The organism is Acidocella sp. C78 (genome assembly GCF_907164655.1).
Genome location: NZ_CAJQZK010000031.1, coordinates 1 through 23,567 on the forward strand (window position 1 = coordinate 1; position 23,567 = coordinate 23,567).

Consider the following 23,567-nt stretch of genomic DNA (forward strand, 5'->3'; position numbering starts at 1 on the left):
GGCCTCGTAGCCCTCCAGCGAATCGATCCGCCCCACCGAGACCGAAACATGCCGGCTCGGGCGAGCGTCACATACGCGGCATAGATCGGCCCGGTGGAGAAGGTCGTCACCGATGTCGCCGCCGGCGCCGTGCCGAGCGACAGCGAATTGACCGAGCCGATCTGCAAGGTGAACCGCACCAGCCCTGTCGGCTTCTGCAGCGAAATCTGGCTGTTCATCAGCTCGGCGCCAAAATTCCGGCTTGAGCGCAACAGGTCATGACCGCCGACCTTGCCCGTCCCGGTCAGGCCATAGGCATAGCCGTCAAGGCCGCCGCTGACCACCAGCGGGCCGAGCGCGCCGCCGTCGAACGTCACCGGCGCCGGCCCGTTCAACGCGAGCGCCGGTTGCTGCGTGCCGAGCACCACGGCGGCGCAAACGCTGGTCAGCAGTTTCAATTTGCGGGAATTGCGGCCCGAGCCGGCCGGCTGCTCGATTTTCATAATGCCTCCTGCGATCCCGTTGAAGAATCGTATCGTAAAATTTTCTTTAAAACGTACAGAAAATAGGACTATTTGTTACTTCAATTAAACATATCTTTGGACGGTCCGCAAATCCCGCCGCGCCGCGCAAGGGCGGTCGGCGCACCGCCCCTGGCCGTGGCGGGTTCAGCCGGGCGGGTGGTCGCTGGCGAAAAACCGCCGCACCGCCTCGACCGTCTCGGCCAGCCCCGCGCGCTGCACGGCCGCGCCGGGCGGAAACGCGCTCTCAAGGCGCGAGGGAAACGCCCGGTCCAGCAGCACGAACACGCCACGGTCGCCGGCGCGGCGGATGAGCCGGCCAAATCCCTGCCGCAGCCGAAGCCTGACGATCGCGTCGTCATACGCGCGCGGATCGCCCTCCGAGAGATGGGTGCGCCGCACCCGGTGCAGGATGTCCGGCCGCGGCCAGGGCGTGCGTTCGAACACGACGAGGCGCAGCGCGTTGCCCGGAATGTCGACCCCATCGCGCATCGCGTCGGTGCCGAGCAGGCAGGCATTCCGCTCGGCCCGGAAACTCTCGACCAGGGTCGCATTGTTCATCGCATCGACATGCTGGGCAAAGAGCGGGATGTTGGCCGCATCCAGCGCGGGGGCAATCCGCGCCTGCACGTCGCGCAGCCGCGCGATCGCGGTGAACAGCCCCAGCGCGCCGCCGCCCGCGGCCAGGAACAGCGCGCGAAACCCCGCCGCCAGCGCCTCCGGCGAGGCGCGAAGATTGTCGCGCACGATGAAAATCCGCGTCTGCGCCGGATAGTCGAAGGGCGAGGCGAAGGCGGCGCGAATCGCCGGTGCGGCGAGATGGGCCGCGCCGCTGCGCGCCTCCGCCCGCCGCCATTCGGCGTCCTGCTCGGCGTCCTCCACCGCGGTGGTGCGGTCGCGCAGCGTCGCCGAGGTGATCAGCAGCCCATGCGCCCGGCTCGCCACCGCATCCGCGAAGGCCTCGGTCGGGTCGAGCAGATGCGACAGCAGCGCGCTGTCGCGGCCGTGGCGGATGAACAGCACATGGTGCGGCCGCTCGCCCGGCTCCGGCGGCGCGGCGCCCACGGCGGCGAGCATCCGCCGCCAGCTCGCCAGCGGATCGAGCGCCCGCCGCGTGAGCCCGCGAATCGCCGCCTCGATCCGCTGCCGCTCGGCGCTCTCGATGCTGCCCGCCTCCTCCTCCAGCCGTGCGGCCAGCCGCGCGCGCAGTGCCGCGAGCGGCGTTTCGAGCCGTGCGAGATCCCGCCCGAGATCGTCGGCGGCGGCGGCAAGCGCCGGCTCGGCGGGGTAGAGATCCGCCTCGATATCGAGGGCCGCCTCGCGTTCGGCCGGTGCGGCCCGGGCGCGGGCCTGGGCGGCGAGGGCGGCGAGAAAGGCCTCGGCCGCGCCGGGGCCGATCTCGTCAAGCGTCGCCGCCGGATCAGCGAGCCGTGCCAGCGCCGCCCCGCCCGGCAGCACCCGCGCCGCCGCCCGCATCGCCTCGATCGGCGGGGCGAGCTGCGCATCGGCACCGACCAGATCCTCCAGCCGCCGCGCCAGCCCCCGCGCGCGCGACCGCCCGCCTTCAGCGCCAAGCAGCCACCGGCGCAGCTCCGCCATGCTGGCGCCGGAAAGCTCGGCGGCGAAGGCCGAATCGGCGGCGTCGAACAGATGATGCCCCTCGTCGAACACGTAGCGCGTCGGCACGCCCGCATCGTCGAGCCCGCCCCACACCGCCTGCGCCATCACCAGCGCATGATTGGCGATCACGAGATCGGCGCCGCGGGCGCGGCGGATCACATGCTCGATCGTGCAGCGCTTCCAGTGCGCGCAGGCCGAATGGATGCACTCGCCGCGCCGGTCGGCGATCTGCGCGAGCAGCCCGGCGCCGAACAGCTCGGCGAACCAGCCCGGCAGGTCGCCGCCGGCGATGTCATGATCGCCCGAGGCCAGCGCCCAGCGCGCCACCAGCCCGAGGCCGACGAGATTGCCCCCCCGCGCCCCGGCGGTCGCGTCCTCGAAATTCAGCAGGCAGAGATAGTTCTCCCGCCCCTTGCGCAGCACGACGCGCCGGCGCCGCCGCGCCGCGTCGCCCTCCAGCCGCGCCGTCTCCTGCTCGATCTGCCGCTGCAAATGCCGCGTATAGGTCGAGATCCACACGCTGCCCTGATTCCGCTCGGCCCAGAGCGAGGCGGGGGCGAGATAGCCGAGCGTCTTGCCGGTCCCGGTGCCGGCCTCGGCCAGCACGCAGTGCGGCACGCCCTCGGCCTCCGGCGGCGCGAAGGCGGCGGTCGAGGCCGAGGCGTAATCCGATTGCGCCGGCCGCGGTTCCGCCCCGCCGCCGAGCAGCCCGGCCAGCCGCTCGCGCGCGGCCTCCGGCGGCACCGGATAGGCGGCGGGCGGCGGCCGCGGCGCCTCCTCCTCCCATTCGGGCAGGATCACGCCGAGCCGCAGCGCCGCCCGGTCCGGCCGCGCGGCGGGCTGCCCCAGCGCCGCCGCCACCGGCTTCGCCCAGGGCCAGCCGGCCTCGCCCATCAGCGCCGCGAGCCCCGCGGCCCGGCGGTTCATCGGCAGCGACGCCCCCTGGCCAAGCCGGCCGAGCAGGGCGGTGGCGATGTCCGGCAGCAGCGCCGCCGCCGCCTCGATCGTCTCCGGCGGGTCGAAATCGAGGGCGCGGGCAAGGCCCGCCGGGGTCGGCGCCGCCGTCACCGCCGGCAGCACGAAGGCGAACAGGTCGAGCAGGTCGAACACCGGACTCGAGAGGTCGAGCCGCCGCAGCGTCGCCGGGCCATGCACCACGAGCGGCGGCGGCAGGTCGCGCAGCGCCGCCCGCGCCTCGGCGGTCGTGAGCAGCCGCAACTCCCCATCGGGATCGAGCAGCGCCGCGCGTCCATGCGCCGTCACCAGCGATGGCGCGGCGGGCGGGGCAGGGCGCGGCGCTGACTCCATGCGATCTCTCTATCCCGCGTCGGCGGTTTCGCCAAAGCGCGCGGAAATCAGCCGCCGATCCGCGCGAGCAGGCCGCCGACCACCGATTCGAACATCGCCGCGGTCAGCCGCCCGGTATTGGTGTTGAGGCGGGAGACGTGGAAACTGTCCACGAGCGTGATGCCGCCGGGCAGCTCGATCGTCGCGCCATGGCCGAACCGCGCATGACTCGCCTTCAGCCCGAAGGCGCGCAGCGTCGCCTGGTGCGCGACGCCGCCGAGCGCGAGGATGCCGCGCAGCCGCGTCATCGCCGCGATCTCGTCTTTCAGGAAACGGTTGCAGGCGGAAATCTCGGCCGGCAGCGGCCGGTTTGCCGGCGGCACGCAGCGCACCGCATTGACGATCCGGCAATCGCGCAACTCCAGCCCGTCATCCGCGCGCTCGGCATAGCTGCCGCGGGCGAGGCCGAATTTCAGCAGCGTGCCATAGAGCAGCTTGCCGGCGAAATCGCCGGTGAAGGGCCGGCCGGTGCGGTTGGCGCCGCGCAGCCCCGGCGCCAGCCCGACGACCAGGAGCCGCGCATCGCGCGGGCCGAAACCCGGCACTGGCGCATTGAACCAGAGGGGAAACGCCGCCCCGTTCGCCGCGCGGAATTCCGCAAGGCGCGGGCAAAGCGGGCAGTCGCGCGGCGGCTCCGCTTGCATCGGCGGCTCGGTCCCCGGACGGCTCAGTCCTGGCCGGCCTCGCCGCGCGGCGCGCGCTGCTTCGGCTCGGTCTGCCGGCGGGTGAACTCGGGCGCGATATCGGCGAGATCAATGAACTGGTCGGCCTGGCGGCGCAACTCGTCGGCGATCATCGGCGGGCTGGTCTTGATGGTCGAGATGACCGAAACGCGCACGCCGCGCCGCTGCACCGCCTCGACGAGGCGGCGAAAATCGGAATCGCCCGAAAACAGCACGGCATGGTCGATATGCGGCGCGATTTCGAGCATGTCGATCGCGAGTTCGATATCCATGTTGCCCTTCACCCGGCGCCGTCCCGCGCCATCGGTGAACTCCTTGGCCGGCTTGGTGACCAGAGTGTACCCATTATATGCCAGCCAGTCGGTGAGCGGCTTGAGCGGCGAATATTCCTCGGTTTCCAGCAGCGCGGAGTAATAATGCGCCCGGATCAGGTGCGACTTGTCGAAAAATTCCAGAAGCCTCCTGTAATCGACGTCGAACCCCAGCGCGCGGGACGCCGCATACAGATTTGCGCCATCGATGAACAACGCCGTTTTTTCTTGGGGTAACAGGCGCATCGCAAAAGCCTTTCAAGACTAATAAAGCTAGGTCAAACAATCTGCTTAAAACACGTTCGACAAAGCACGTTTACGTAAAAGTGTCACGCAACTAAAAGTAGGCCACATGATCCTGATAGCGCTCGGTGCAAACCTGCCTTTCGCAGAAGCCGTCTCACCGTATGACACATGTCTTCGCGCCTTGGAAGACGTCGCGAAAATTCCAAATCTTCAGTTCGAGGCCGTTTCACGTTGGTACCGAACCGCGCCGGTGCCGCCCGATCCGCACCAGCCGGCGTATTGCAACGGCGTCGCCCGATTCTCCGGCGCGCCCGATCCGGCCGAGCTGCTCGCCGCCCTGCACCGGGTCGAGGCGGCGTTCGGCCGCATCCGCGGCGTCGCCAATGCCGCGCGCACGCTCGATCTCGACCTGATCGACGTCAACGGAATGGTGCGCGACGCGTCGCCGCCTCTGCTGCCGCATCCGCGCGCGCACCAGCGCGTCTTCGTCCTGCGCCCCCTGCTTGATGTTGCGCCCGATTGGGTGCATCCTGTGCTGAATTCATCGGCGGCGGCGCTGCTCGACGCGCTTCCGCCCGAAGCCGCGCGCGGCATCGCGCGCTGGTAGCAGGAACGCTCCGGTCTGCTTGCATGCCGGGCGCTTCGTTGCTATTTTCACCAATCAGGTTGTTCACGGCGCCCCCGGGCGCCCGGCTGGAGTGTTCCCATGGCCCGCGTCACCGTCGAAGACTGCATCGAACAGATCCCCAACCGGTTCGAGCTGGTGCTGCTCGCGGCCCAGCGCGCCCGCAACCTCTCGCGCGGCGCCGCCATCACCATCGACCGCGACAACGACAAGAACCCCGTCGTCGCCCTTCGCGAAATCGCCGATTCCACCGTCGTCTTCGGCGAACTTGAGCAGGACCTGGTGAAGTCGCTCTCCCGCGTCCCCGACCCGGAGCCGGCCGACGAGGAAGTGCAGGACCTGATCCCGACCGACCAGAACATTTTCGGCCTGCAAGACGTCTCCGCCGAGGAGGAAGCCGCCGCGCTGGCCGCCGAATCCGAGGAAATGACCTCCGAGGACATCGCCGCCGCGATCGAGGCCGAGCTTGGCGGCGGCCGTCCGCGCCGCTGACCGGACCGTGAACCGGTGGGCGCGCCGCGCGACGGGCTGGCGTTGAACCAGCCCTCCCGCGCGCCCGAGGGGCTTTCCGGCCTCACCGTCACCCACGAGGCGCTGACCCCGCTGATCAGCCGGATCGCCGCCTACGACCCGCGGATCGACGCCGCCCTGATCGACGACGCCTACGGCGTCGCCGAGGCCGCCCATGCCGGCCAGACCCGCGAAAACGGCGATCCCTACATCTCCCACCCGCTCGAAGTGGCCGGAATCCTCGCCGATTACCGGCTCGACGCCAGCAGCATCGCCACCGCCCTGCTGCACGACGTCATCGAGGATACCGGCGTCACCCTGCCGACCCTGTCCGGCCGCTTCGGCCCCGAAATCGCCGGCCTGGTCGATGGCGTCACCAAGCTGACCCGCCTCGAACTCCAGTCCGACCGCACCAAGCAGGCCGAGAATTTCCGCAAGCTCGTGCTGGCGATGAGCAAGGACATCCGCGTCCTGCTCGTCAAGCTGGCCGACCGCCTGCACAACATGCGCACCATCGACTTCGTCCGCGCGCCCGAGCGCCGCGCGCGGATCGCCCGCGAGACGATGGAGATCTACGCGCCGCTCGCCGAACGCATCGGCATGGACCGCGTCAAGGTCGAGCTGCAAAACCGCGCCTTCGCCGTGCTCGATCCCGAGGCCGCCGATTCGATCAAGGCCCGGCTGAACTTCCTGCGCGGCCAGGGCGCCGACGTGATCGACGAGGTGCGCGGCGAGCTCGGCCGCATCCTCGGCGATGCCGGGGTCGAGGTGGTCGACATTTCCGGCCGCGAAAAGTCGATCTACTCGATCTGGGAAAAGATGCAGCGCCGCAACGTCGCCTTCGAGCAGTTGTCGGACATCATGGCCTTCCGCATCCTCGTCCCCACCCGCGAGCAATGCTACATCGCCCTCGGCGCCATCCACGCCGCCTTCCCCGTCATCGCCGGCCGCTTCAAGGACTACATCTCCACCCCCAAGGCCAACATGTACCAGTCGCTCCACACCGGGGTGACGCTGCGCCATCCGCGCAACCAGAAAATCGAGGTGCAGATCCGCACCCCCGAAATGCACGCCATCGCCGAAAACGGCGTCGCCGCGCACTGGCTCTACAAGCAGGGCGACGCCTCCGCGTCCGACGTCAAACAGTTCCGCTGGGTGCAGGACCTGCTCGAAATCCTCGAAAACTCCTCCGCCCCCGACGAATTCCTCGAAAACACCAAGCTCGAACTCTACCAGGACCAGGTCTTCTGCTTCACCCCCAAGGGCCAGCTCATCCAGCTCCCCCGCGGCGCCACCGCCGTCGATTTCGCCTACGCCGTCCACTCCCAGATCGGCGATACCTGCGTCGGCGCCCGCATCAACGGCCGGCTGATGCCGCTGCGCTACGAACTGCAAAACGGCGACCAGGTCGAAATCCTCACCGCCCGCGGCGGCACGCCCTCGCCCTCATGGGAACGCTTCGTCGTCACCGGCAAGGCCCGCGCCCGCGTCCGCCGCTTCATCGCCAGCCAGCTGCGCGAGCAGAACCGCGACCAGGGCAAGGCCGCCCTCGCCAAGTCCTTCCGCCAGGACGGCGTCGATGGCTCCGAAAAAGTGCTGGAAGCCGCGCTCAAGGGACTGAAACAGGCCAGCCTCGACGATCTCTACGTCGCCGTCGGCACCGGCAATCTCGCCGCGAAGGACGTGGTCCACGCCGCCTATCCCGAACTGCGCGAATCCCGCGCCCCCCGCATGGTCCCCGGCCTGCTCGCCCGCGCCCCGCGCCCCCCCGCGCGCGGCACCGGCCTGCCCATCACCGGCCTCATCTCCGGAATGGAAGTCCACTACGCCGGCTGCTGCCACCCCCTCCCGGGCGACAAGATCGTCGGCATCATCGCCACCGGCAAAGGCGTCACCATCCACACCCGCGACTGCCTCACCCTCGAAACCTTCGCCACCACGCCCGAGCGCTTCATCGATGTCGACTGGGATTACACCCAGATCGGCCACGGCAAGGAAGGCACGCGCGACGGCGCCGGCCGCGAACGCCCCTTCACCGGCCGCATCAGCGTCATCGCCGCCAACGCCCCCGCCACCCTCGCCAACATCGCCAACGCCGTCGCCAAGCAGGACGGCGCCATCGCCAACCTCAAGATCATCCACCGCCAGCAGGATTTCTTCGAATGCCTGATGGATGTCGAGGTGCGCGACCTCCGGCACCTCTCCCAGGTCATCGCCGGCCTGCGCGCCGCCGGCGGCGTCGCCCAGGTCGATCGCGCCCGCACCTGACCCCCGCCTTGGCGCTGCCTCCCACTCTCTCTATGACACCCCCATGATCATCGGCATCGGCTCCGACCTCTGTGACATCCGCCGCGTCGAGCGCACGCTCGAACGCTTCGGCGAACGCTTCATCCACCGCGTCTTCACCGAAACCGAACGCCGCCGCGCCGCCCGCCGCCCGGCCCAGTTCGCCGCAACCCTCGCCAAACGCTTCGCCGCCAAGGAAGCCTGCGCCAAGGCCCTCGGCACCGGCTTCAGCCACGGCGTCTTCATGTCCGATCTCGGCGTCGTCAACCTGCCCACCGGCCAGCCCACCATGCACCTCACCGGCGCCGCCGCCACCCGCCTCGCCGCACTCACCCCGCCCGGCCGCATCGCCTTCGTCCACGTCTCCCTGACCGACGAACCCCCCTACGCCTACGCCCACGTCATCATCGAAGCCCGCGATGCCGCCTGAACCCGCCACACCACCCTGCCGTCACTTCGGCGCCTGCGGCGGCTGCACCGCGCAGCACATCCCCCCCGCCACCCAGCACGCCGCCAAACGCGAACGCCTGCGCGCCGCCCTCGCCCAGGCCGGCTTCCCCGCCGCACCGCTCGCCCCCCTCGTCGCCATCCCGATGGGCACCCGCCGCCGGGTCGATCTCGCCGCCATGCGCGTCGGCGGCGCCCTCCGCCTCGGCTTCCACGCCCCCCGCTCCCGCGACGTGGTCGACATCGCCGAATGCCCCCTCGCACACCCCACGATCGAGGCCCTCATCCCCAAACTGCGCGACCTGCTCGCCCGCCTCGCCGCCTTCCACAAAACCGGCAGCGTCCTCGTCAACCTGCTCGACACCGGCGCCGACATCGCCATCACCCTCGACGCCCCCGCCACCGCCGCCGATCGCGCCCGCCTCGTCGCCTTCGCCCGCGAGCACGACCTGCCCCGCATCAGCCTGGCCGACGAACCCGTCCTCCTCCAGCGCCCGCCCATCCTCCATTGCGCCGGCCTCGCCGTCACCATCCCGCCCGGCGCCTTCCTCCAGCCCACCACCGAAGGCGAAGCCGCCATCCGCGCCGCCGTCCTCGCCGGCCTGCCCCCGAAACTCACCCGCAAATCCCAGATCGTCGAACTCTACGCCGGCATCGGCACCCTCACCGGCCCCCTCGCCGAAGCCGCCCGAATCCACGCCGTCGAAGGCAACCAACCCGCCATCGCCGCCCTCGACGCCGCCGCCCGCGCCGCCGGCCTCGCCGGCCGCATCACCACCGAAACCCGCGACCTCGCCCGCCGCCCGATGACCGCCAGGGAACTCTCCGCCGCCGCTGCCATCGTCCTCGACCCGCCCTTCGACGGCGCCGCCCCCCAAATCCGCGCCATCGCCGAATCCAAGGTCAAACGCATCGTCTACGTCAGCTGCAACCCCGACGCCCTGACCCGCGACGCCACCCCCCTCCGCCGCGCCGGCTACGACATCACCGCCGCCACCCCCATCGACCAGTTCCCCGCCTCGCCCCACCTCGAAAGCGTGATCGTCTTCTCCCTCTGATTTTTTTTGCTCCCGCCGCAAGGTTCTGAAAAGGCGTTCTTTTTTATAAAAAAGAACCAAAAAATTTTTGCTGATTAAGCTGGGTGAGTTTCGGTTTCGAACCGTACAAGCTTCCGATGCGTCACCGCCGATGCCTGGCACGAGCCGATGGCTGCCAGACCGCTTTGGAGCGGAAAATGAGAATAGCGGCCATTGCCTGGGCCCGTCGTTACGGAAGCTTTCGCCCCCACGTCCGACGTCTGCGCATGAGCTGCGAGATCCCGAAAGCTGCCGTTGGCCCGGTTAACTTGATATCGTCTCGGGCCGCGAGGAAATGCTGCGCCTCTGGAGTATTCGGGGAGAATGGACCCGTTGATCACGACCTGCGGGATGCCGACTTCACGTTCGATCGGCGTGCCCGTCTATCTGGATTGAGTGCCTCAACGCTACGAAGGTGGCTGACCACCTCTTTTGTCAGGCCGGCACGAAAATAGTGTCGGTCGCCAGGCCCGTCACCGAAGAACTGTTTGTAGCGGCGTATTGTTTCGTCTGCCGCTTTGTTGCTGCCGCCCGTTATCACCGTGATATCAGGTGGAATAACCCCGGTAAGTTGGACACGCTTCAGCAGATATTTGAACTCGAAATCCGCCGCGGGCATGGAATATCCAAAGAATACCCAATGGGTCGCCGTCTTGAGGTGTTCTTCCGCCGTTCTCCAAGTCGCTGCGTGCATCGGAAAATCGAGTGCCTTGCGATAGCTGAAGGTCGCTATTCGGGTGCCAAGCGATTGCGAACGGCAATGCGGACAATGAGGTCTTACAGATTTGGGATAGGTGCCCTTATACGTCGGCCCAAAGACAGCGCGCCAGTCTCTGTCTTGAAAAAGGGTCTGCGCGACCTTTTCGGTTTCGTTTGGAGGTAACCAGAACACTTCACGGCAGGCATCACAGTAGAGCCAGTTGATCGACCCATGAGGCTTGAGAAGGTGAAGCGTCCTGGTCCCTAATTCCGCTGAGCGTCTCTTGCGCACTTGGTCATTCTGGAAACGAATTGGATTCGCATGGCAACCGTATTCGATGTGCCGGACTTGTTGTCGCAATGCGATGCCGCGTTCGAAAACCATGTCCCAGTTCATGCTCAACACAGCTGTGTTGTCTAACCTGAGGCCATCGAATAGCGCGTTAAGCAGCTTAGAATCCGCATCGCGCCGTTTCATCTGCTTTTTGTAGGCTTGTTGGAGCATATGGACGATCCGGACGATCATTGCCCGCCGAACAACGCGAAGGTCTGCGGCCGAGTATAGGCGGCCGAGATGGTGGCCGGAGTTTGCTGATTGGTCGACAAGAGTGAATATGTCCTCAAGTTCTGGCCACTTCTCGTCTGGTGTGTCGACACCGCCGTTGAAGGTCTCATTTACAAAACGACGAAGGAACGCGGCTTGCGCCACGCTGGGCCCATTCTCTTTCAGCATATTTACGTCGAGAAGGCGTTCGGTGAACTCGTTGGCCAGTGGCATGCCTGCGTTCTTTGCAAACCCCGCACCGACAACCAACACAACGCCTGCTTTGAAAGCCATTGCAACGCCCCCCGACCCATACGCTTGCAGATCAGTGGGCTGGGTGCAAGAATAAGAGAAACGGCCTGACGTCTTCTCCGTACGAAAGCAGCTCGCCCGGTTTCTGTCTTTGGCGCGACAAACGTCAGCTACTTCATAAATCGTTGACTAGAGCGGACGGGCGGCTTCCCCCCAAGCCGGTCGACCAGCGGAACAACCACGAGTCTCAGCTTTGGAGCGTGCCCTCATGATGACTGGGCGACTGGGAAGGGCGCAAAGCAGAATACAGGCCGCCGCCTTGAATAACTCCTTTCCCCCACCCCACCGCCACAAAATCTAACCCCCCGCAAAAATCCCTTTCTCACCCCCGACCCTCCATGCTTGTCTGCCCGCATGGAGTCCGCAGCGCCCGAAACGATGTTCGGCCTGATCATCGAAACCCTGCTCAGGGGCGTCGCCCGGCGGGCGGGGGAGGGGGTGTTTCTCTTCATCTGCCGGGGCTATCCCGGCACCGGACCCTTCACCATCCGCCTCTGCGCCCGCCTCGGCCGCACCGCCAGCCGCTTCGCCAGCCTCGTCCGCCGCCTGCGCAGCCAGCCCGCGCGCCCCATCGCGCCGCGCCACGCGCCACGCCGCGCCACTCTCGCCCCCGCGCCGAAAACCACCCCGAACCCCGATGCGCCGCCCCTCCCGCGCAACCGCGCCTGGCTCGGCATCCGCATCTTCGAGGCCCGTGTCTGCGCCGCCCAGCTCGACCATCTGCTCCGCCGCCCCGCCACGCAAACCCTCATCGCCTCCGATTACCGCTTCGGCCGCATCCTCCGCCCGCTCTGCCACATGCTCGGCCTCCGCAATCCCCCCATCCCCCACTACCAGCAAGCCGAACCCGAACCCCAACCCCAACCCGAACCCCCCGCCGCCGCGCCCTTCGCCCCCGCTTCCATCAATCCCGCATCCGCCAATCCCGCGCCCGCCGGCCGCACCCTTTTGCCCTGTCCGCATCACCAGCGCGCCCCGCCGCGCGCCGCCTGATCCCCCGCCCGCGCCCGCCCCACCGCCGCCGGTCCCGGCCGGCGGCCTTCGCCGCTGCCTTGCGCCCGCCAGCACCCCCGTGCTACGCGGAAAAGGAAATGATGTTCGGCAACCACGCTCGGGTCTTGCTGCACGACCGGCCGCTCTCCGGCCCGGCGCTGATCGGCGCGCTTCGACTTATCGGCCCCTGGGCGTAACCCCCGGCCGAAAGCCGGCGCGCACAGGGGAACGAAGCGACCCTCCGGTTTCATCAGACAGAGCGAGTTTCACTCATGACCATCAATCACCCCAATTTCGGCGAAATCCCCGACGATCGCGTCTTCATCTTCGACACCACGCTCCGCGACGGCGAACAATCCCCCGGCTTCTCGATGAATCTCGACGAGAAGCTGCGCATGGCCGAAGCCCTGGCCGAACTCGGCGTCGATGTCATCGAGGCGGGCTTCCCCATCGCCAGCCAGGGTGATTTCGAAAGCGTGCGCCGCATCGCCGAAACCATCAAGGGCCCCGTCATCGCCGGCCTCGCCCGCTCCGGCCGCGACGATATCGTCCGCGCCGGCGAGGCGGTGAAGCCCGCCGAGCGCAAGCGCATCCACACCTTCATCTCCACCTCGCCGCTGCACATGAAATACAAGCTGCGAATGGAGCCCGAAGCCGTGCTCGAAGCGGTCGTCCGCTCCGTCACCCTCGCCCGCGACTATACCGACGACGTCGAATGGTCCGCCGAGGATGGCAGCCGCACCGAGCCCGATTTCCTCTGCCGCTGCGTCGAGGCCGCCATCCGCGCCGGTGCCACCACGATCAACATCCCCGACACCGTGGGCTACGCCGTGCCGGAAGACATCGCCCGCATCTTCACCATGCTGCGCGAGCGCGTCCCCGGCGCCGATGGCGTGATCTTCTCCACCCACAACCATAACGATCTCGGCCTCGCCGTCGCCAACACCATCGCCGCCATCAAGGCCGGCGCCCGCCAGATCGAATGCACCATCAACGGAATCGGCGAGCGCGCCGGCAACGCCGCGCTGGAAGAGATCGTGATGGCGATCCGCACCCGCCCCGATGCCGTGCCCTACCGCAACAATATCGAAACCCCGCGCATCCTGCGCACCTCCAAGCTGCTCGCCACCATCACCGGGTTCGACGTCCAGCCCAACAAGGCGATCGTCGGGCGCAACGCCTTCGCCCATGAAAGCGGCATCCACCAGGACGGCGTGCTGAAAAACGCCGCCACCTACGAAATCATGACGCCCGAATCCGTCGGCTGGCAGAAAACCAGCCTCGTGCTCGGCAAACATTCCGGCCGCGCCGCCTTCCGCGACAAGCTGCGCGCCCTCGGCTATGGCGAAGTCGGCGACAACGCCCTGAACGACGCCTTCCGCCGCTTCAAGGACCTCGCCGACCGCAAGAAGCTGGTCTACGACGAAGACATCGCCGCCCTGTTCGACGAAACCGTGCTGCGCGACCAGAGCCGCATCCGCTTCGTCGCCCTCGAAGTCTGGGCCGGCTCCAAGGCCAAGCCCCGCGCCCGCCTCGAACTCGAAATCGATGGCGAGGTGAAAGTGCATGAATCGCATGGCGATGGCCCGGTCGATGCCACCTTCAACGCCATCCGCGCGATCTGCCCGCACGAGGCGGAGCTGAAGCTCTTCACCGTCGGCGCCGTCACCGAAGGCACCGACGCCCAGGCGAAATGCGGCGTCCGGCTTGAGGAAAACGGCAAGAGCGTCGACGGTCAGGGCTCGGATACCGATACCATCGTCGCCGCCGCCCGCGCCTATATCCACGCGCTCAACAAACTCATCGTCAAGCGCGAGCGCAAGGAACCGGCGGCGCTGACCGCCTGATCCCGCCTTCGGCCTAACCCTCCGCCAGAAACCCCTGGAGCGCGGCAAGCGTCGCCTCCGGGGCCTCCTCCGCCAGATAATGGCCCGACTCGATGGCCCGCCCCGCGACCGCCCCGGCCGCATACCCCCGCCAGATCTCCAAGGGGTCATACAGCGCGCCAACCAGCCCGCGCGCCCCCCACAGCACCAGCAGCGGCGCGGCAATCTTCTCCCGCCGCGCCCGGCTCTCGCGGTCATGGTCAAGGTCGATCGTCGCCGCCGCGCGATAATCCTCGCAGATCGCCGTCACCGTCGCCGGGTCGGCCATCGCCCGGCGATAATCCGCCATCGCCGTCTCGTCGAACACCGCCCGCGCCGTCTTGTGCCGGGCGGTCTGCGACAGCAGCCAGTATCCGGCGTCGCGGTTGATCAGGTCTTCGGGCAGCGGCGCCGGCTGGGCAAGAAAGAACCAGTGATAATAGCCCATGGCGAAGCGCATGTCGGTGCGCTCGAAATGCTCGATCGTGGGAATGATGTCGAGCACGGCAAGTTGCGAGATCCGGTCCGGATGGTCGAGCGCCAACCGGTGCGACACCCGCGCCCCGCGATCATGGCCAACCAGCGCGAAGCGCCCAATCCCGAGATGCGTGGCGAGGTCCACGATATCCCGCGCCATCCGCCGCTTGGAATACGGCGCGTGATCCTCGCTCGCCGCCGGCTTGTGGCTGCCGCCATAGCCGGTGATGTCCGGGCAGATCACGGTGAACCGTTCCGCCAGCGCAGGGGCAATTCTGTGCCACATGCAATGGGTCTGCGGCATGCCATGCAGCATCACCAGCGGCGGCCCGCTGCCGCCGCTGCGCAGCCGGAACTTCCGCCCATCGCCGAGATCGGCCGTCGTTTCGCTGAACCCCTCGAAAAATCCGCTCATATCCGCTCCCGGCATGTGTTGGCGAACACCGCAAGCAGCGGTCCCGCCGGCACAGAGTGCCAGCAGGGCGCGGCCTTGAACAGGGCATCGAGCCGGGGCACCAGCGCGCGGCTGGCCCCATCCACCTCGATCCGTGCGACGGCGACCCGCGGATACGGCCGCGCCGCCGCCAGCACCGCCGGCCCCGCCGCCCGCGCCACCAGGATGCGCATCTGCGGCGGTGAGGCGGCCACGAACGGGCCGGGCACGCCCACCCCGTCATTGCCGAACGGCAGAACAACCAGCGTATCCGCCGGCAGCGCCGCTGCCGCCCGCGCCGTGCGCCCGGCCGGCTGCATCGTCGCCGGCGAAAGCGCGAGCCCCGCGACCGACGCCGCCCCGACCGCCAGCAGTGCCGCCAGCACGCGCGGCCGATCCCGCAGCGTGGCCGCCAGCGCCAGCCGGCAAAGGGCAGGCCGAGCCACACATAGCGCATCTCGAAAGGCTGGTTGCCGAACGCCGCCCCCAACGTCAGCAGGCCGAGCGGCGGTGCAGCGAACCCCGCCGCCAGCAGCGCCCGGTCCTCTCGCCCGAGCGCGCGCCGCTCGTCGCGAAGGACAAGGATGACCAACCCGGCCAGACCCACCCCCAGTACCGTCGCAACCGGCATCGACAGGGCCGCCGGCACCTCGCGGGGCAGGGCGCCGAGCAGCGCGCCGGCCTCATCCCGCGCCAGGCTCAGCAGCGCCGGGGCGAGGTGAAACGGCGGAAACTGCCCCCGCCGCGACCCCGCCTGCGCGAGAAAGAACCACAGCCCCGCCGGCAGGAACATCGCCCCGCCGATCGCCGCGGCCAGCCACACCCGCCATCGCCGCCAGGTCATCGCGGTCAGCCAGAGACCCACCGCCAGCGCCGTGAAAACCGCCAGGTCATTGCTGAAACACGCGGCCCCGAGCAGCGCGCCGGCGCAAAACCCGGCGCGGGCGCTGCCGGCGCGCGCCGCATCGATCGCCAGCAGCGTCCCCGCCATCGCGCACAGTGTCGCCAGCGCGAAATCCCGCGCCACGATCCCGGTATAGGCGAAGCCGTAGAACAGCGTCGTGATCACGATCGCCAGCGATGCGCTGACGCCCATCCGCGAGGCGATCCGCCCGAGCAGCGCCAGCGCGCCCAGCGTCTCCGCCACCGAGAGCAGCCGCAGCCGGAACAGCCCGAACCCGACCCCATCGCGCCAGAGCGACAGCAGCCAGAAATACAGCGGCGGATGCACATCGCCCCGCCGCAACGTCGCGGCGATCGCGCCGAACCCCGCATGGCCGCGATAGAACGCCCCCGCCGCGCCGGCGCTGAAAGGCGAAGCCGGCCAGTCCGGCCGCGGATGCCCGGCCACGAGAAAGACGGAATAGAACTCGTCATACTCGCCGCCCCGCCGCCACGCGATCGCGACGAGCAGGATGGCCGCGCCGCACAGCGCGGGCGCAAGGCGGGCAGGGCGCATGGCGCGTGTCTCCGGGTTTGTCCCGAATAGCAACCACAGGTTGTTGTTTCTGGCAACCCGGTCAGAGCATGTCCCGCAGCCGGAACCAGCTTGTCGCCAGCACCAGGGTTGGCATTCGCAGCAAGGGGCCGCCCGGAAACCGCGCATGCGGAATGCGGGTGAAGATATCGAACCGCTCGGCGCGCCCGGCCACCGCCTCGGCCATCAGCCGGCCAGCCAGCCCGGTCAGCGCCACGCCATGCCCCGAAAACCCCTGGGCGAACAGCACGTTGCGGCCGAGGCGGCCGAAATGCGGCAGCCGGTTGCGGGTGATCGCGACATTGCCGCCCCACACGTGCTCGGCCCGCGCATCCGCGAGCTGCGGAAAGGCCCGTTTTGCCCGCGCCAGCATCGCCGCGCCGAGGTTGGGCGGCGGCAGCGTGGAATATGAAACGCGCCCGCCGAACAGCATCCGGTCATCCGCACTGCGGCGGAAATAGTCGAGCACGAAATTGAGGTCGGCCACCGCCTCGTCATGCGGAATGAGATCGCGGACATCCGCGCGCGATTCGGTCGCGACGATATAGGTGCCGACCGGCATCACATGCCCGGCGATCGGCCGCACCAGCGTGCCGAGATAGGCATTGCCGCAGATCAGCAGATGCTCCGCGCGCACGCTGCCGCCTGCCGTTTTCAGCACCACCTCATCGCCCGGCGTGATCGAGGCGACCCGCGTGCCGGTATGGATCGTGGCCCCCGCCGCCATCGCCGCATGGGCGAGGCCGAGCGTGTAGTTCAGCGGATGGATATGGCCGGCGACCGGATCGAGCAGCCCGGCAACGTAGCGCGGACTGCGCAGCCGCTCCTGCAAGGCCGCACCGCGCAGCAGCCGGAATCCCTCCAGCCCGAGTTCCTCGAGTTCCCGCTGCCAGGCTTCCAGCTCGCCCACCTGCCGCGCCTTCACCGCGACATGCAGATACCCCCGCCGCGGATCGCACGGAATCGCGAACCGCGCGATCTGCGCATGCACGAGATCCACCGCTTCCAGCGACATCTCCCACAGCGCCTTCGCCGCCGGACCGCCGACGAGCCGCCGCAGCTTGCCGAGATCGGCGGCGAAGCCCGGCAGCACCTGCCCGCCATTCCGCCCCGAGGCGCCGAAGCCGATGCGCTCGCCCTCCAGCACGACCACGCGATAGCCGCGCTCGGCGAGATGCAGCGCCGCCGCGCATCCGGTCATCCCCGCGCCGATGATCGCGACATCGCAGCGCAGATCGCCCGTCAGCGGCGCTGTCGTCGCGGCATAGCGCGCCGTCGTTTCGTAGTAGTTCGACAGGGCCATGCGGTTCAGACGTTCAGCAGCAGGTGTTCGCGTTCCCACGAGCTGATCACCCGCAGGTAGGTTTCGTATTCGAGCCGCTTCACCGCGACGAACACCTCGACCAGCTTCTGCCCGAGAATGTCGATCAGCGGCCGCGCCTGCTCCATCATCTCGAGCGCGTGCGAGAGTTCGCGCGGCAGCGAATAGGGCTGCGAATAGGCCGAGCCGCGGAAGGCCGGCGTCGGCGTCAGCCCTTCCACCATGCCGAGATAGCCGCAGGCGAGCGAGGCGGCGAAGGCGAGATAGGGGTTCGCATCCGCCCCCGGCACCCGGTTCTCGACGCGCATCGCATCCGCCTCGCCATAGGGCACGCGCAGCCCGCAGGTCCGGTTGTCGTGCCCCCATTGCAGGTTGATCGGCGCGTTGGAGAACCGCGTCAGCCGCCGATACGAATTCACGTTCGGCGCGAAGATCGGCATGATCACCGGGATGTATTTCTGCAACCCGGCGATGAAGGAGAGAAACAGCGGGCTCGGCCGCCCGTCAGTGTCGGCGAACAGCGTTCGCCCGGTTTCGAGATCGACCACGCTCTGGTGCACATGCATGGCGCTGCCCGGCTCCTCGTCCATCGGCTTGGCCATGAAGGTGGCGTACATGTCGTGCCGCAAGGCGACCTCGCGCACCGTGCGCTTGAACAGGAACACCTGGTCCGCCCGGTTCAGCGGATCGCCATGCAGGAAGTTGATCTCGACCTGCGCCGCCCCTTCCTCGTGGATGAGCGTGTCGAGATCAAGTTCCTGCATCTCGCAGAAATCGTACATCTCCTCGAACAGCGGGTCGAACTCGTTCACCGCGTCGATCGAGTAGGATTGTCGCCCGGTTTCCTGCCGGCCCGACCGGCCGACCGGTGGCGCCAGCGGATAGTCGGGATCGGTATTGCGCCCGACCAGGTAGAATTCCAGCTCCGGCGCCAGCACCGGCTTCCAGCCGCGCTCCTCGTACAGTGCGAGCACATGGCGCAGCACCTGCCGTGGCGCGATTGTCACCGGCCGGCCATTGGAATACTGGCAGTCATGGATGATCTGCGCGGTCGGCTCGTGCGCCCAGGGCACGAGGCGGACGGTGGAGGGATCGGGGATCAGGTTGATGTCGATGATCGCCGGATCGGTCAGCTTGTCGTCCGGATCTTCGGGATATTCCCCGGTGACGGACTGGATGAAGATGCTCTCTGGCAGCCGTGGCGCGCCGCCGCGCAGGAATTTCTGCGCCGGCATGATCTTGCCGCGCGGGATGCCGGTGATGTCCGGCACCAGACATTCGACTTCGGTGATGCGGTGTTCGTTGAACCATTCGGCCAGGTCGGTCATGTGTGCCTCAAGGGCGGTCCCGGCGGGCGGCGAGGCCATGCCGGCGATATGCCCGGTTGCGATGTGCGGCGCGGCGTCCCGGCGCCGCGCCGCAGGTCCGGCGCGCCCGGCTGGGCGCGCCGTCGTGTCTCAGTGCTGCCGGACCGCGGTCCAGATCGCACCGAATTCCTTGCTCTGCGCCGGAGTCAGCGCGGGAAGGAAGCTGAGCCGCTTGATCTGCGCCGGCGTCGGCGTCACCAGCGGCTGCTTGATCGCCTTGTCGAGATACGGCGCCGAGGCCGCGTTCGGGCTCGGATACATGTTGAAGTTCGAAAGCTCCGCCCCCTGCTTCGCGCCGAGGATGAAGTTGATGAACTTGTAGGCAAGCTCCGGGTCGGGCGCATGGGTCGGGATCGCCATGTTGTCCACCCAGGCTTCCGAGCCTTCCTTCGGCAGAATCCAGCCGATGTTCAGGCAGGTCTTGTCGGCGTAGCACTGCGCGACGCTGCCGCTCCAGGTCATGCCGATCGCGACCACGCCCTTCTTGAGCTGCTGCATCGTCGGATCGCCGTCGACGAAGCCGGAGAAGTTCGGCCGCTTGACCTGCGTCTCGATCAGCTTCGCCGCCTTGATCCAGGCCGCCTTGGTCTTGCAGGCGAAGCCTTCGCCGAGATAGGCGCAGGCCGCGCCGATCAGGTCGCGCCCCGAGCCCTTCATCATCGAGAACGGATAGCCCGAATTGTATTTCGGATCGAACAGCGCTGCCCAGCTGTCGGGCGGGTTCTTGATCTTGTCCTTGTTGTAGCCGATCACGATCGTGCCCCACTGATAGGGCACCACATGCGCGTCGTGCGGATCGTAGCTGACATTTCGAAAGCGCGGCAGCAGGTTCTTGAAGTTCGGCAGCTTCGCCTTGTCGAGCGTGCGGATCAGCCCCTGCTGGACGAGCTGCGGGATGTAGTAGCTCGATGGCACGACGACGTCATATTGCGAATCCCCGCCCGCGCGCAGCTTCGCCTCAAGCTCCGAGTTGGAGTCGTAATAGGTCTGCACCACCTTGCAGCCGCAATAGGCCTCGAACTTCTTGATCAGGCCCTTGCCGATATAGTCCTGCCAGTTGAACAGATAGAGCGTCTTGCCCGCGGCATGCGCGGCCGGCGCGCCACCGCCGATCGCGATCAGCGCGGCAAGCGCGCCCCCCGCGATCCTGCCCATCAATCCCTTCATCAAAAACCTCCTGTAGCGTTGATCCATCCGCGTTGCCGCGTCCTCGTCCATTGCCTTGCCGGCGGCTCGTCCGTGTCAGTCTCCCGGCCGCGCGACGAGCTTTCGCGTCCGGTTTCTCGTGAAGGCGTATTGCAGCAGCCCGGTGCCGATCACGGTGGCGATCATCAGCGTCGCCAGCGCGTTGATGTCGGGTGAAACGCCCTTCCGCGCCACCGCGCTGTAGATATAGATCGGCAGCGTCGTGCTGCCCGGCCCCGCGGTGAAGAAGCTGATCGTGAAATCGTCGATCGACAGCGTGAAGGCGAGCAGGAACCCGCCGATGATCGCCGGGCGGATCACCGGCACGGTCAGATGCAGGAAGGATTGCCGCGCATCGGCGTAAAGGTCGTGCGACGCCTCGAACATGTTCGGATCGAGCCCGGACAGCCGGGCGAACACCACGAGGGCGACGAACGGCGCCTCGAAGGTGACATGCGCGATCCCCATCGTCAGCAGCCCCGCGCCGAGCAGCCCGGTCGCGCCGTGGATGAAGCTGAAGAAGATCAGCTCGGAAATCCCGAACACCAGGCTCGGCATGATGATCGGCGTATAGATGATCAGGCTCGGCAGCGCGCTCGCGAAGCCCCGCGCGCGGCGGTCGCGATAGCGATACAGGCCGAAGCCCATCAGCGTGCCCAGCGCCGTCCCCAGCACCGAAGAGCCGATCGCCAGCGTCAGCGACCGCCGGAACGCCGCGATCACCTCGGGCGAATGCAGCAGGTCGGCATACCAGTAGAAGGTCTGCCCCCTGGCCAGAGGCGGCGGCGCGAAGGAAAAGATCGCGATCAGCAGCAGCGGCGCGTAGAGCAGCACATAAACCGGCAGGCTCATCGCCAGCAGCGAGCGGCGGGTCGATTTTCCCAGCGAGATGCCCATCATCCGCGCCTCACATCATGCTCTCCTCGGCGCCGCCGAGCCGCTTGCTCAGCACCCGGAAGGCGAGCAGCCCCGCGCAGGTGAACACCAGCATGAAGATCGTCAGCGCCGCGCCATAGGGCCAGTTCGGCGTTTCCAGGAATTGCGAGGCGATCAGCGAGCCGATCATCATCGACTTGCCGCCGCCGAGCAGCGTGGGCACCACGTAATCGCCGAAAGCGGGGATGACGACGAGAATGATGCCCGAGAGCAGGCCCGGCAGGGTCTGCGGAAACACCGTGTTCCAGAACAGCCTGGGGCCCGAGGCGTAGAGATCCCGCCCGGCCTCGACCAGCGCCCAGTCGAGCTTCTCCGCCGCGGCGTAGAGCGGCACCACCATGTAGGGCAGGTAGTTGTAGGTCAGCCCGATCTGCATCGCGAGCACGCCCGGAAACAGGCCGAGATGCGGCTGCAGCAGCCCGAGCGACTGGACCAGATGAGACAAGGCCGATTCCGGCCCGAGCAGCTCCATCCACGCATAGGTCCGCACCACCTGGTTGGTCCAGGACGGCAGCACGATGAACAGCAGCAGCAGCGGCCGCGCCGCCGGCGGGCGGGTGACGATGAAGAACACCACCGGATAGGCGAACAGCACCGTCAGCACCCCCGCACTCATCGCCTGGATGAGCGAGCGCGCGAGCACGGTGATGTTGCCCGAACTCCAGCCCAGGATCGAATAGCCGGCGACCTCGCGCAGCGGCTGAAGCGTCAGCGGCAGTTCCGGCCCGCCATAGCTGCCCGAGGTGAAGAACCCGATGCCGAGCAGGATCGCGCTCGGCAGCACGAGGAACGCCACGATCCACGCGAGGCCCGGCCCCGCCGTGACCCAGAGCCGCACCGCGCGGCCGAAGCGTTCGGCCCGCGCCGCACTCCCGCGCCGCGAGGCGGTCGCCGCACTCATGCGCCGATCAGCACGATGTTTTCGGGTTTCAGCTCGCAGGTCACCGCCTCGCCGGGCCGCCAGCTCCGCTCGGCCGCCTGGTTGTTGGTGTCATAGACCAGCAGCGGCGCGCCGTTCTCAAGCTCGACCCGATATTGCGTCGACGCGCCCATATAGATCGCCTCGCGCACGATGCCGCCCAGCAGGTTCGCCCGCCCGGCGGGCGCGCCGCCCTCGCCGTACATCCAGATTTTCTCGGGGCGGATCATCGCCGTGCCGCGCGCCGGATCGGGCGCGCCGATCGCCAGCCTGCCGAGCGGCGTCTCGATCAGCCCTCCCGGCAGCGGCGTAACCGGCCAGATGTTCGACAGGCCGAGAAACTCGGCGACGAACACGCTCGATGGCCGCTCGTAGACATCCAGCACCGGCCCGACCTGGAGCAGCCGGCCGCGCTGCATCACCCCGATCCGGTCGCTCATCACCAGCGCCTCGTGCTGGTCGTGGGTGACGAAGATGAACGTCATGCCAAGCCGCTTCTGCATCCGCATCAGCTCGACCTGCAATTCCGCCCGCAGCTTGGCGTCGAGCGCCGAAAGCGGCTCGTCGAGCAGCACCACCTCCGGCTCGTTGACCAGCGCGCGGGCGAGGGCGACGCGCTGGCGCTGCCCGCCGGAAAGCTGTGCCGGGTTGCGGTCGGCGAAGGCGTCGATCTGCAGCAGCTCCATGATCCGCCGCGTGCGCGTGCGCCGCTCGGCGCGGGCGATGCGCCGCATCCTGAGCCCGAAACCGATATTCTCCGCGACACTCAGATGCGGGAACAGCGCGTAGGACTGGAACACCGTGTTCACCGGCCGATGATGCGCCGGCACCGCTTGCATTTCCCGACCGGAGACCAGGATGCGCCCGGAATCCGGCGTCTCGAAGCCGGCGATCATGCGCAGCAACGTCGTCTTGCCGCAGCCCGAGGGGCCGAGCAGGGTGAAGAACTCGCCCGGATGGATCACGAGATTGACCCGGTCGACAGCGATGGCATCGGCGGCGAACACGCGGCTGATGTCTTCGAGAACGATCTGCCCGCGCCTCTCGGCCACCTCCGGCCCGCTTGCGGCATGCTGCGCTTTCATGGCTGCCGAGACTAGCGGTCCCGCCATTGGCCGCAAGCCCCCCGCAAGGATGTGGCCGCGGCGCCGCGTCCCGGCGGCGCATTGGTGCGTTCCATGGTCTCTCCCAGCCCTCCCGCCGGATCGCGCCGGCGGTGCGGTTCGGCCTTTGTGCCGGCTTTCGTTCCCCGTCTCGGAAGCATCGCCAAACGCAAGATGATCGTCAAGAATAATCAACGAGACCGGGGGCGGTCCGCGACATATCACCCGCCTTCGCAACGCTGTCGTTGAAAGATCCGATCGTTCCGCCGAAATCCCGCCTGATTC

At 68.0% G+C, this 23,567-nt stretch carries 20 protein-coding genes and 2 pseudogenes; 8 read left to right on the top strand and 14 right to left on the bottom strand.

What is annotated here, in order from left to right:
• The 4 genes and pseudogenes from ACIDOCELLA78_RS000000110800 to ACIDOCELLA78_RS000000110815 form a co-directional block, all read right to left on the bottom strand.
• Positions 1 to 482 (bottom strand): annotated as a pseudogene (locus ACIDOCELLA78_RS000000110800) (hypothetical protein); the annotation flags it as partial.
• 165 nt (positions 483 to 647) lie between these two features.
• A complete protein-coding gene (locus ACIDOCELLA78_RS000000110805; RefSeq protein WP_201729572.1) occupies positions 648 to 3,428 on the bottom strand; it encodes an ATP-dependent DNA helicase in 2,781 nt (926 codons plus the stop codon).
• 47 nt (positions 3,429 to 3,475) lie between these two features.
• Positions 3,476 to 4,111 (bottom strand): uracil-DNA glycosylase, encoded by a 636-nt coding sequence (locus ACIDOCELLA78_RS000000110810; protein WP_201729573.1) that lies wholly within the window; start codon positions 4,109 to 4,111, stop codon positions 3,476 to 3,478.
• A 23-nt stretch (positions 4,112 to 4,134) separates the two neighbouring features.
• On the bottom strand, positions 4,135 to 4,707 hold the full coding sequence (locus ACIDOCELLA78_RS000000110815; RefSeq protein ID WP_201729574.1) for an NYN domain-containing protein: 573 nt from the start codon (positions 4,705 to 4,707) through the stop codon (positions 4,135 to 4,137).
• A gap of 106 nt (positions 4,708 to 4,813) precedes the next feature.
• Here ACIDOCELLA78_RS000000110815 and folK point away from each other — a divergent pair, with 106 nt between their 5' ends.
• The 5 genes from folK (at position 4,814) to ACIDOCELLA78_RS000000110840 (ending at position 9,633) form a co-directional block, all read left to right on the top strand.
• Positions 4,814 to 5,314 (top strand): 2-amino-4-hydroxy-6-hydroxymethyldihydropteridine diphosphokinase, encoded by a 501-nt coding sequence (folK, locus tag ACIDOCELLA78_RS000000110820; protein WP_201729575.1) that lies wholly within the window; start codon positions 4,814 to 4,816, stop codon positions 5,312 to 5,314.
• 99 nt (positions 5,315 to 5,413) lie between these two features.
• Entirely contained in the window at positions 5,414 to 5,824 is a 411-nt protein-coding gene (rpoZ, locus tag ACIDOCELLA78_RS000000110825) for a DNA-directed RNA polymerase subunit omega (protein ID WP_201729576.1), read from the top strand.
• Positions 5,825 to 5,926: 102 nt separating this feature from the next.
• The gene (locus ACIDOCELLA78_RS000000110830) at positions 5,927 to 8,110 is read left to right on the top strand and encodes a bifunctional (p)ppGpp synthetase/guanosine-3',5'-bis(diphosphate) 3'-pyrophosphohydrolase (protein WP_249676579.1); all 2,184 of its coding nucleotides are present in this window, start codon (positions 5,927 to 5,929) and stop codon (positions 8,108 to 8,110) included.
• Between the two features lie 43 nt (positions 8,111 to 8,153).
• Positions 8,154 to 8,558 carry a holo-ACP synthase gene (gene acpS / locus ACIDOCELLA78_RS000000110835; RefSeq protein ID WP_201729577.1) on the top strand — a complete coding sequence of 135 codons (405 nt, stop codon included), beginning with the start codon at positions 8,154 to 8,156 and terminating at the stop codon, positions 8,556 to 8,558.
• A complete protein-coding gene (locus ACIDOCELLA78_RS000000110840) occupies positions 8,548 to 9,633 on the top strand; it encodes a class I SAM-dependent RNA methyltransferase (RefSeq protein WP_201729578.1) in 1,086 nt (361 codons plus the stop codon). The genes acpS and ACIDOCELLA78_RS000000110840 overlap by 11 nt, the downstream gene beginning before the upstream one ends.
• A gap of 355 nt (positions 9,634 to 9,988) precedes the next feature.
• Here ACIDOCELLA78_RS000000110840 and ACIDOCELLA78_RS000000110845 read toward each other — a convergent pair whose 3' ends face one another.
• Positions 9,989 to 11,188 (bottom strand): hypothetical protein, encoded by a 1,200-nt coding sequence (locus ACIDOCELLA78_RS000000110845; RefSeq protein WP_201729579.1) that lies wholly within the window; start codon positions 11,186 to 11,188, stop codon positions 9,989 to 9,991.
• Between the two features lie 372 nt (positions 11,189 to 11,560).
• Between ACIDOCELLA78_RS000000110845 and ACIDOCELLA78_RS000000110850 the strand changes: the two genes are divergently transcribed.
• Together ACIDOCELLA78_RS000000110850 and ACIDOCELLA78_RS000000110855 are read left to right on the top strand one after the other, a co-directional pair.
• Positions 11,561 to 12,199: a hypothetical protein gene (locus ACIDOCELLA78_RS000000110850; protein ID WP_283770865.1), complete on the top strand. Its 639-nt coding sequence runs from the start codon at positions 11,561 to 11,563 to the stop codon at positions 12,197 to 12,199.
• 272 nt (positions 12,200 to 12,471) lie between these two features.
• Positions 12,472 to 14,046: a 2-isopropylmalate synthase gene (locus tag ACIDOCELLA78_RS000000110855; RefSeq protein WP_201729580.1), complete on the top strand. Its 1,575-nt coding sequence runs from the start codon at positions 12,472 to 12,474 to the stop codon at positions 14,044 to 14,046.
• 13 nt (positions 14,047 to 14,059) lie between these two features.
• On the opposite strand, the gene ACIDOCELLA78_RS000000110860 is transcribed toward ACIDOCELLA78_RS000000110855, so the two are convergent.
• The 3 genes and pseudogenes from ACIDOCELLA78_RS000000110860 to ACIDOCELLA78_RS000000110870 all read right to left on the bottom strand — a co-directional run.
• Complete coding sequence (locus ACIDOCELLA78_RS000000110860) at positions 14,060 to 14,956, bottom strand: alpha/beta fold hydrolase (protein WP_249676559.1); 897 nt, start codon at positions 14,954 to 14,956, stop codon at positions 14,060 to 14,062.
• Positions 14,953 to 15,420, bottom strand: coding sequence for a hypothetical protein (locus tag ACIDOCELLA78_RS000000110865; protein WP_201729598.1), 468 nt, complete (start codon positions 15,418 to 15,420; stop codon positions 14,953 to 14,955). Before ACIDOCELLA78_RS000000110865 ends, ACIDOCELLA78_RS000000110860 begins: the two co-directional genes overlap by 4 nt.
• A gap of 383 nt (positions 15,421 to 15,803) precedes the next feature.
• Positions 15,804 to 16,145 (bottom strand): annotated as a pseudogene (locus ACIDOCELLA78_RS000000110870) (hypothetical protein); the annotation flags it as partial.
• On the opposite strand from ACIDOCELLA78_RS000000110870, the gene ACIDOCELLA78_RS000000110875 reads away from it, so the two are divergent.
• Positions 16,036 to 16,260 carry a hypothetical protein gene (locus ACIDOCELLA78_RS000000110875; protein ID WP_201729599.1) on the top strand — a complete coding sequence of 75 codons (225 nt, stop codon included), beginning with the start codon at positions 16,036 to 16,038 and terminating at the stop codon, positions 16,258 to 16,260. The pseudogene ACIDOCELLA78_RS000000110870 and the gene ACIDOCELLA78_RS000000110875 sit on opposite strands and share 110 nt — an antisense overlap.
• Before the next feature lie 234 nt (positions 16,261 to 16,494).
• Here ACIDOCELLA78_RS000000110875 and ACIDOCELLA78_RS000000110880 read toward each other — a convergent pair whose 3' ends face one another.
• From ACIDOCELLA78_RS000000110880 to ACIDOCELLA78_RS000000110905, 6 genes are all read right to left on the bottom strand, one after another.
• Entirely contained in the window at positions 16,495 to 17,754 is a 1,260-nt protein-coding gene (locus ACIDOCELLA78_RS000000110880) for an FAD-binding oxidoreductase (protein WP_201729595.1), read from the bottom strand.
• Positions 17,755 to 17,759: 5 nt separating this feature from the next.
• Positions 17,760 to 19,100 carry a glutamine synthetase family protein gene (locus ACIDOCELLA78_RS000000110885; RefSeq protein ID WP_201729582.1) on the bottom strand — a complete coding sequence of 447 codons (1,341 nt, stop codon included), beginning with the start codon at positions 19,098 to 19,100 and terminating at the stop codon, positions 17,760 to 17,762.
• 129 nt (positions 19,101 to 19,229) lie between these two features.
• Complete coding sequence (locus ACIDOCELLA78_RS000000110890; RefSeq protein WP_201729583.1) at positions 19,230 to 20,306, bottom strand: spermidine/putrescine ABC transporter substrate-binding protein; 1,077 nt, start codon at positions 20,304 to 20,306, stop codon at positions 19,230 to 19,232.
• A gap of 75 nt (positions 20,307 to 20,381) precedes the next feature.
• The gene (locus ACIDOCELLA78_RS000000110895; protein ID WP_249676562.1) at positions 20,382 to 21,221 is read right to left on the bottom strand and encodes an ABC transporter permease; all 840 of its coding nucleotides are present in this window, start codon (positions 21,219 to 21,221) and stop codon (positions 20,382 to 20,384) included.
• Between the two features lie 10 nt (positions 21,222 to 21,231).
• Positions 21,232 to 22,161 (bottom strand): ABC transporter permease, encoded by a 930-nt coding sequence (locus ACIDOCELLA78_RS000000110900; protein WP_201729585.1) that lies wholly within the window; start codon positions 22,159 to 22,161, stop codon positions 21,232 to 21,234.
• The gene (locus ACIDOCELLA78_RS000000110905) at positions 22,158 to 23,264 is read right to left on the bottom strand and encodes an ABC transporter ATP-binding protein (RefSeq protein ID WP_249676566.1); all 1,107 of its coding nucleotides are present in this window, start codon (positions 23,262 to 23,264) and stop codon (positions 22,158 to 22,160) included. Before ACIDOCELLA78_RS000000110905 ends, ACIDOCELLA78_RS000000110900 begins: the two co-directional genes overlap by 4 nt.
• Positions 23,265 to 23,567 lie beyond the last annotated feature (303 nt).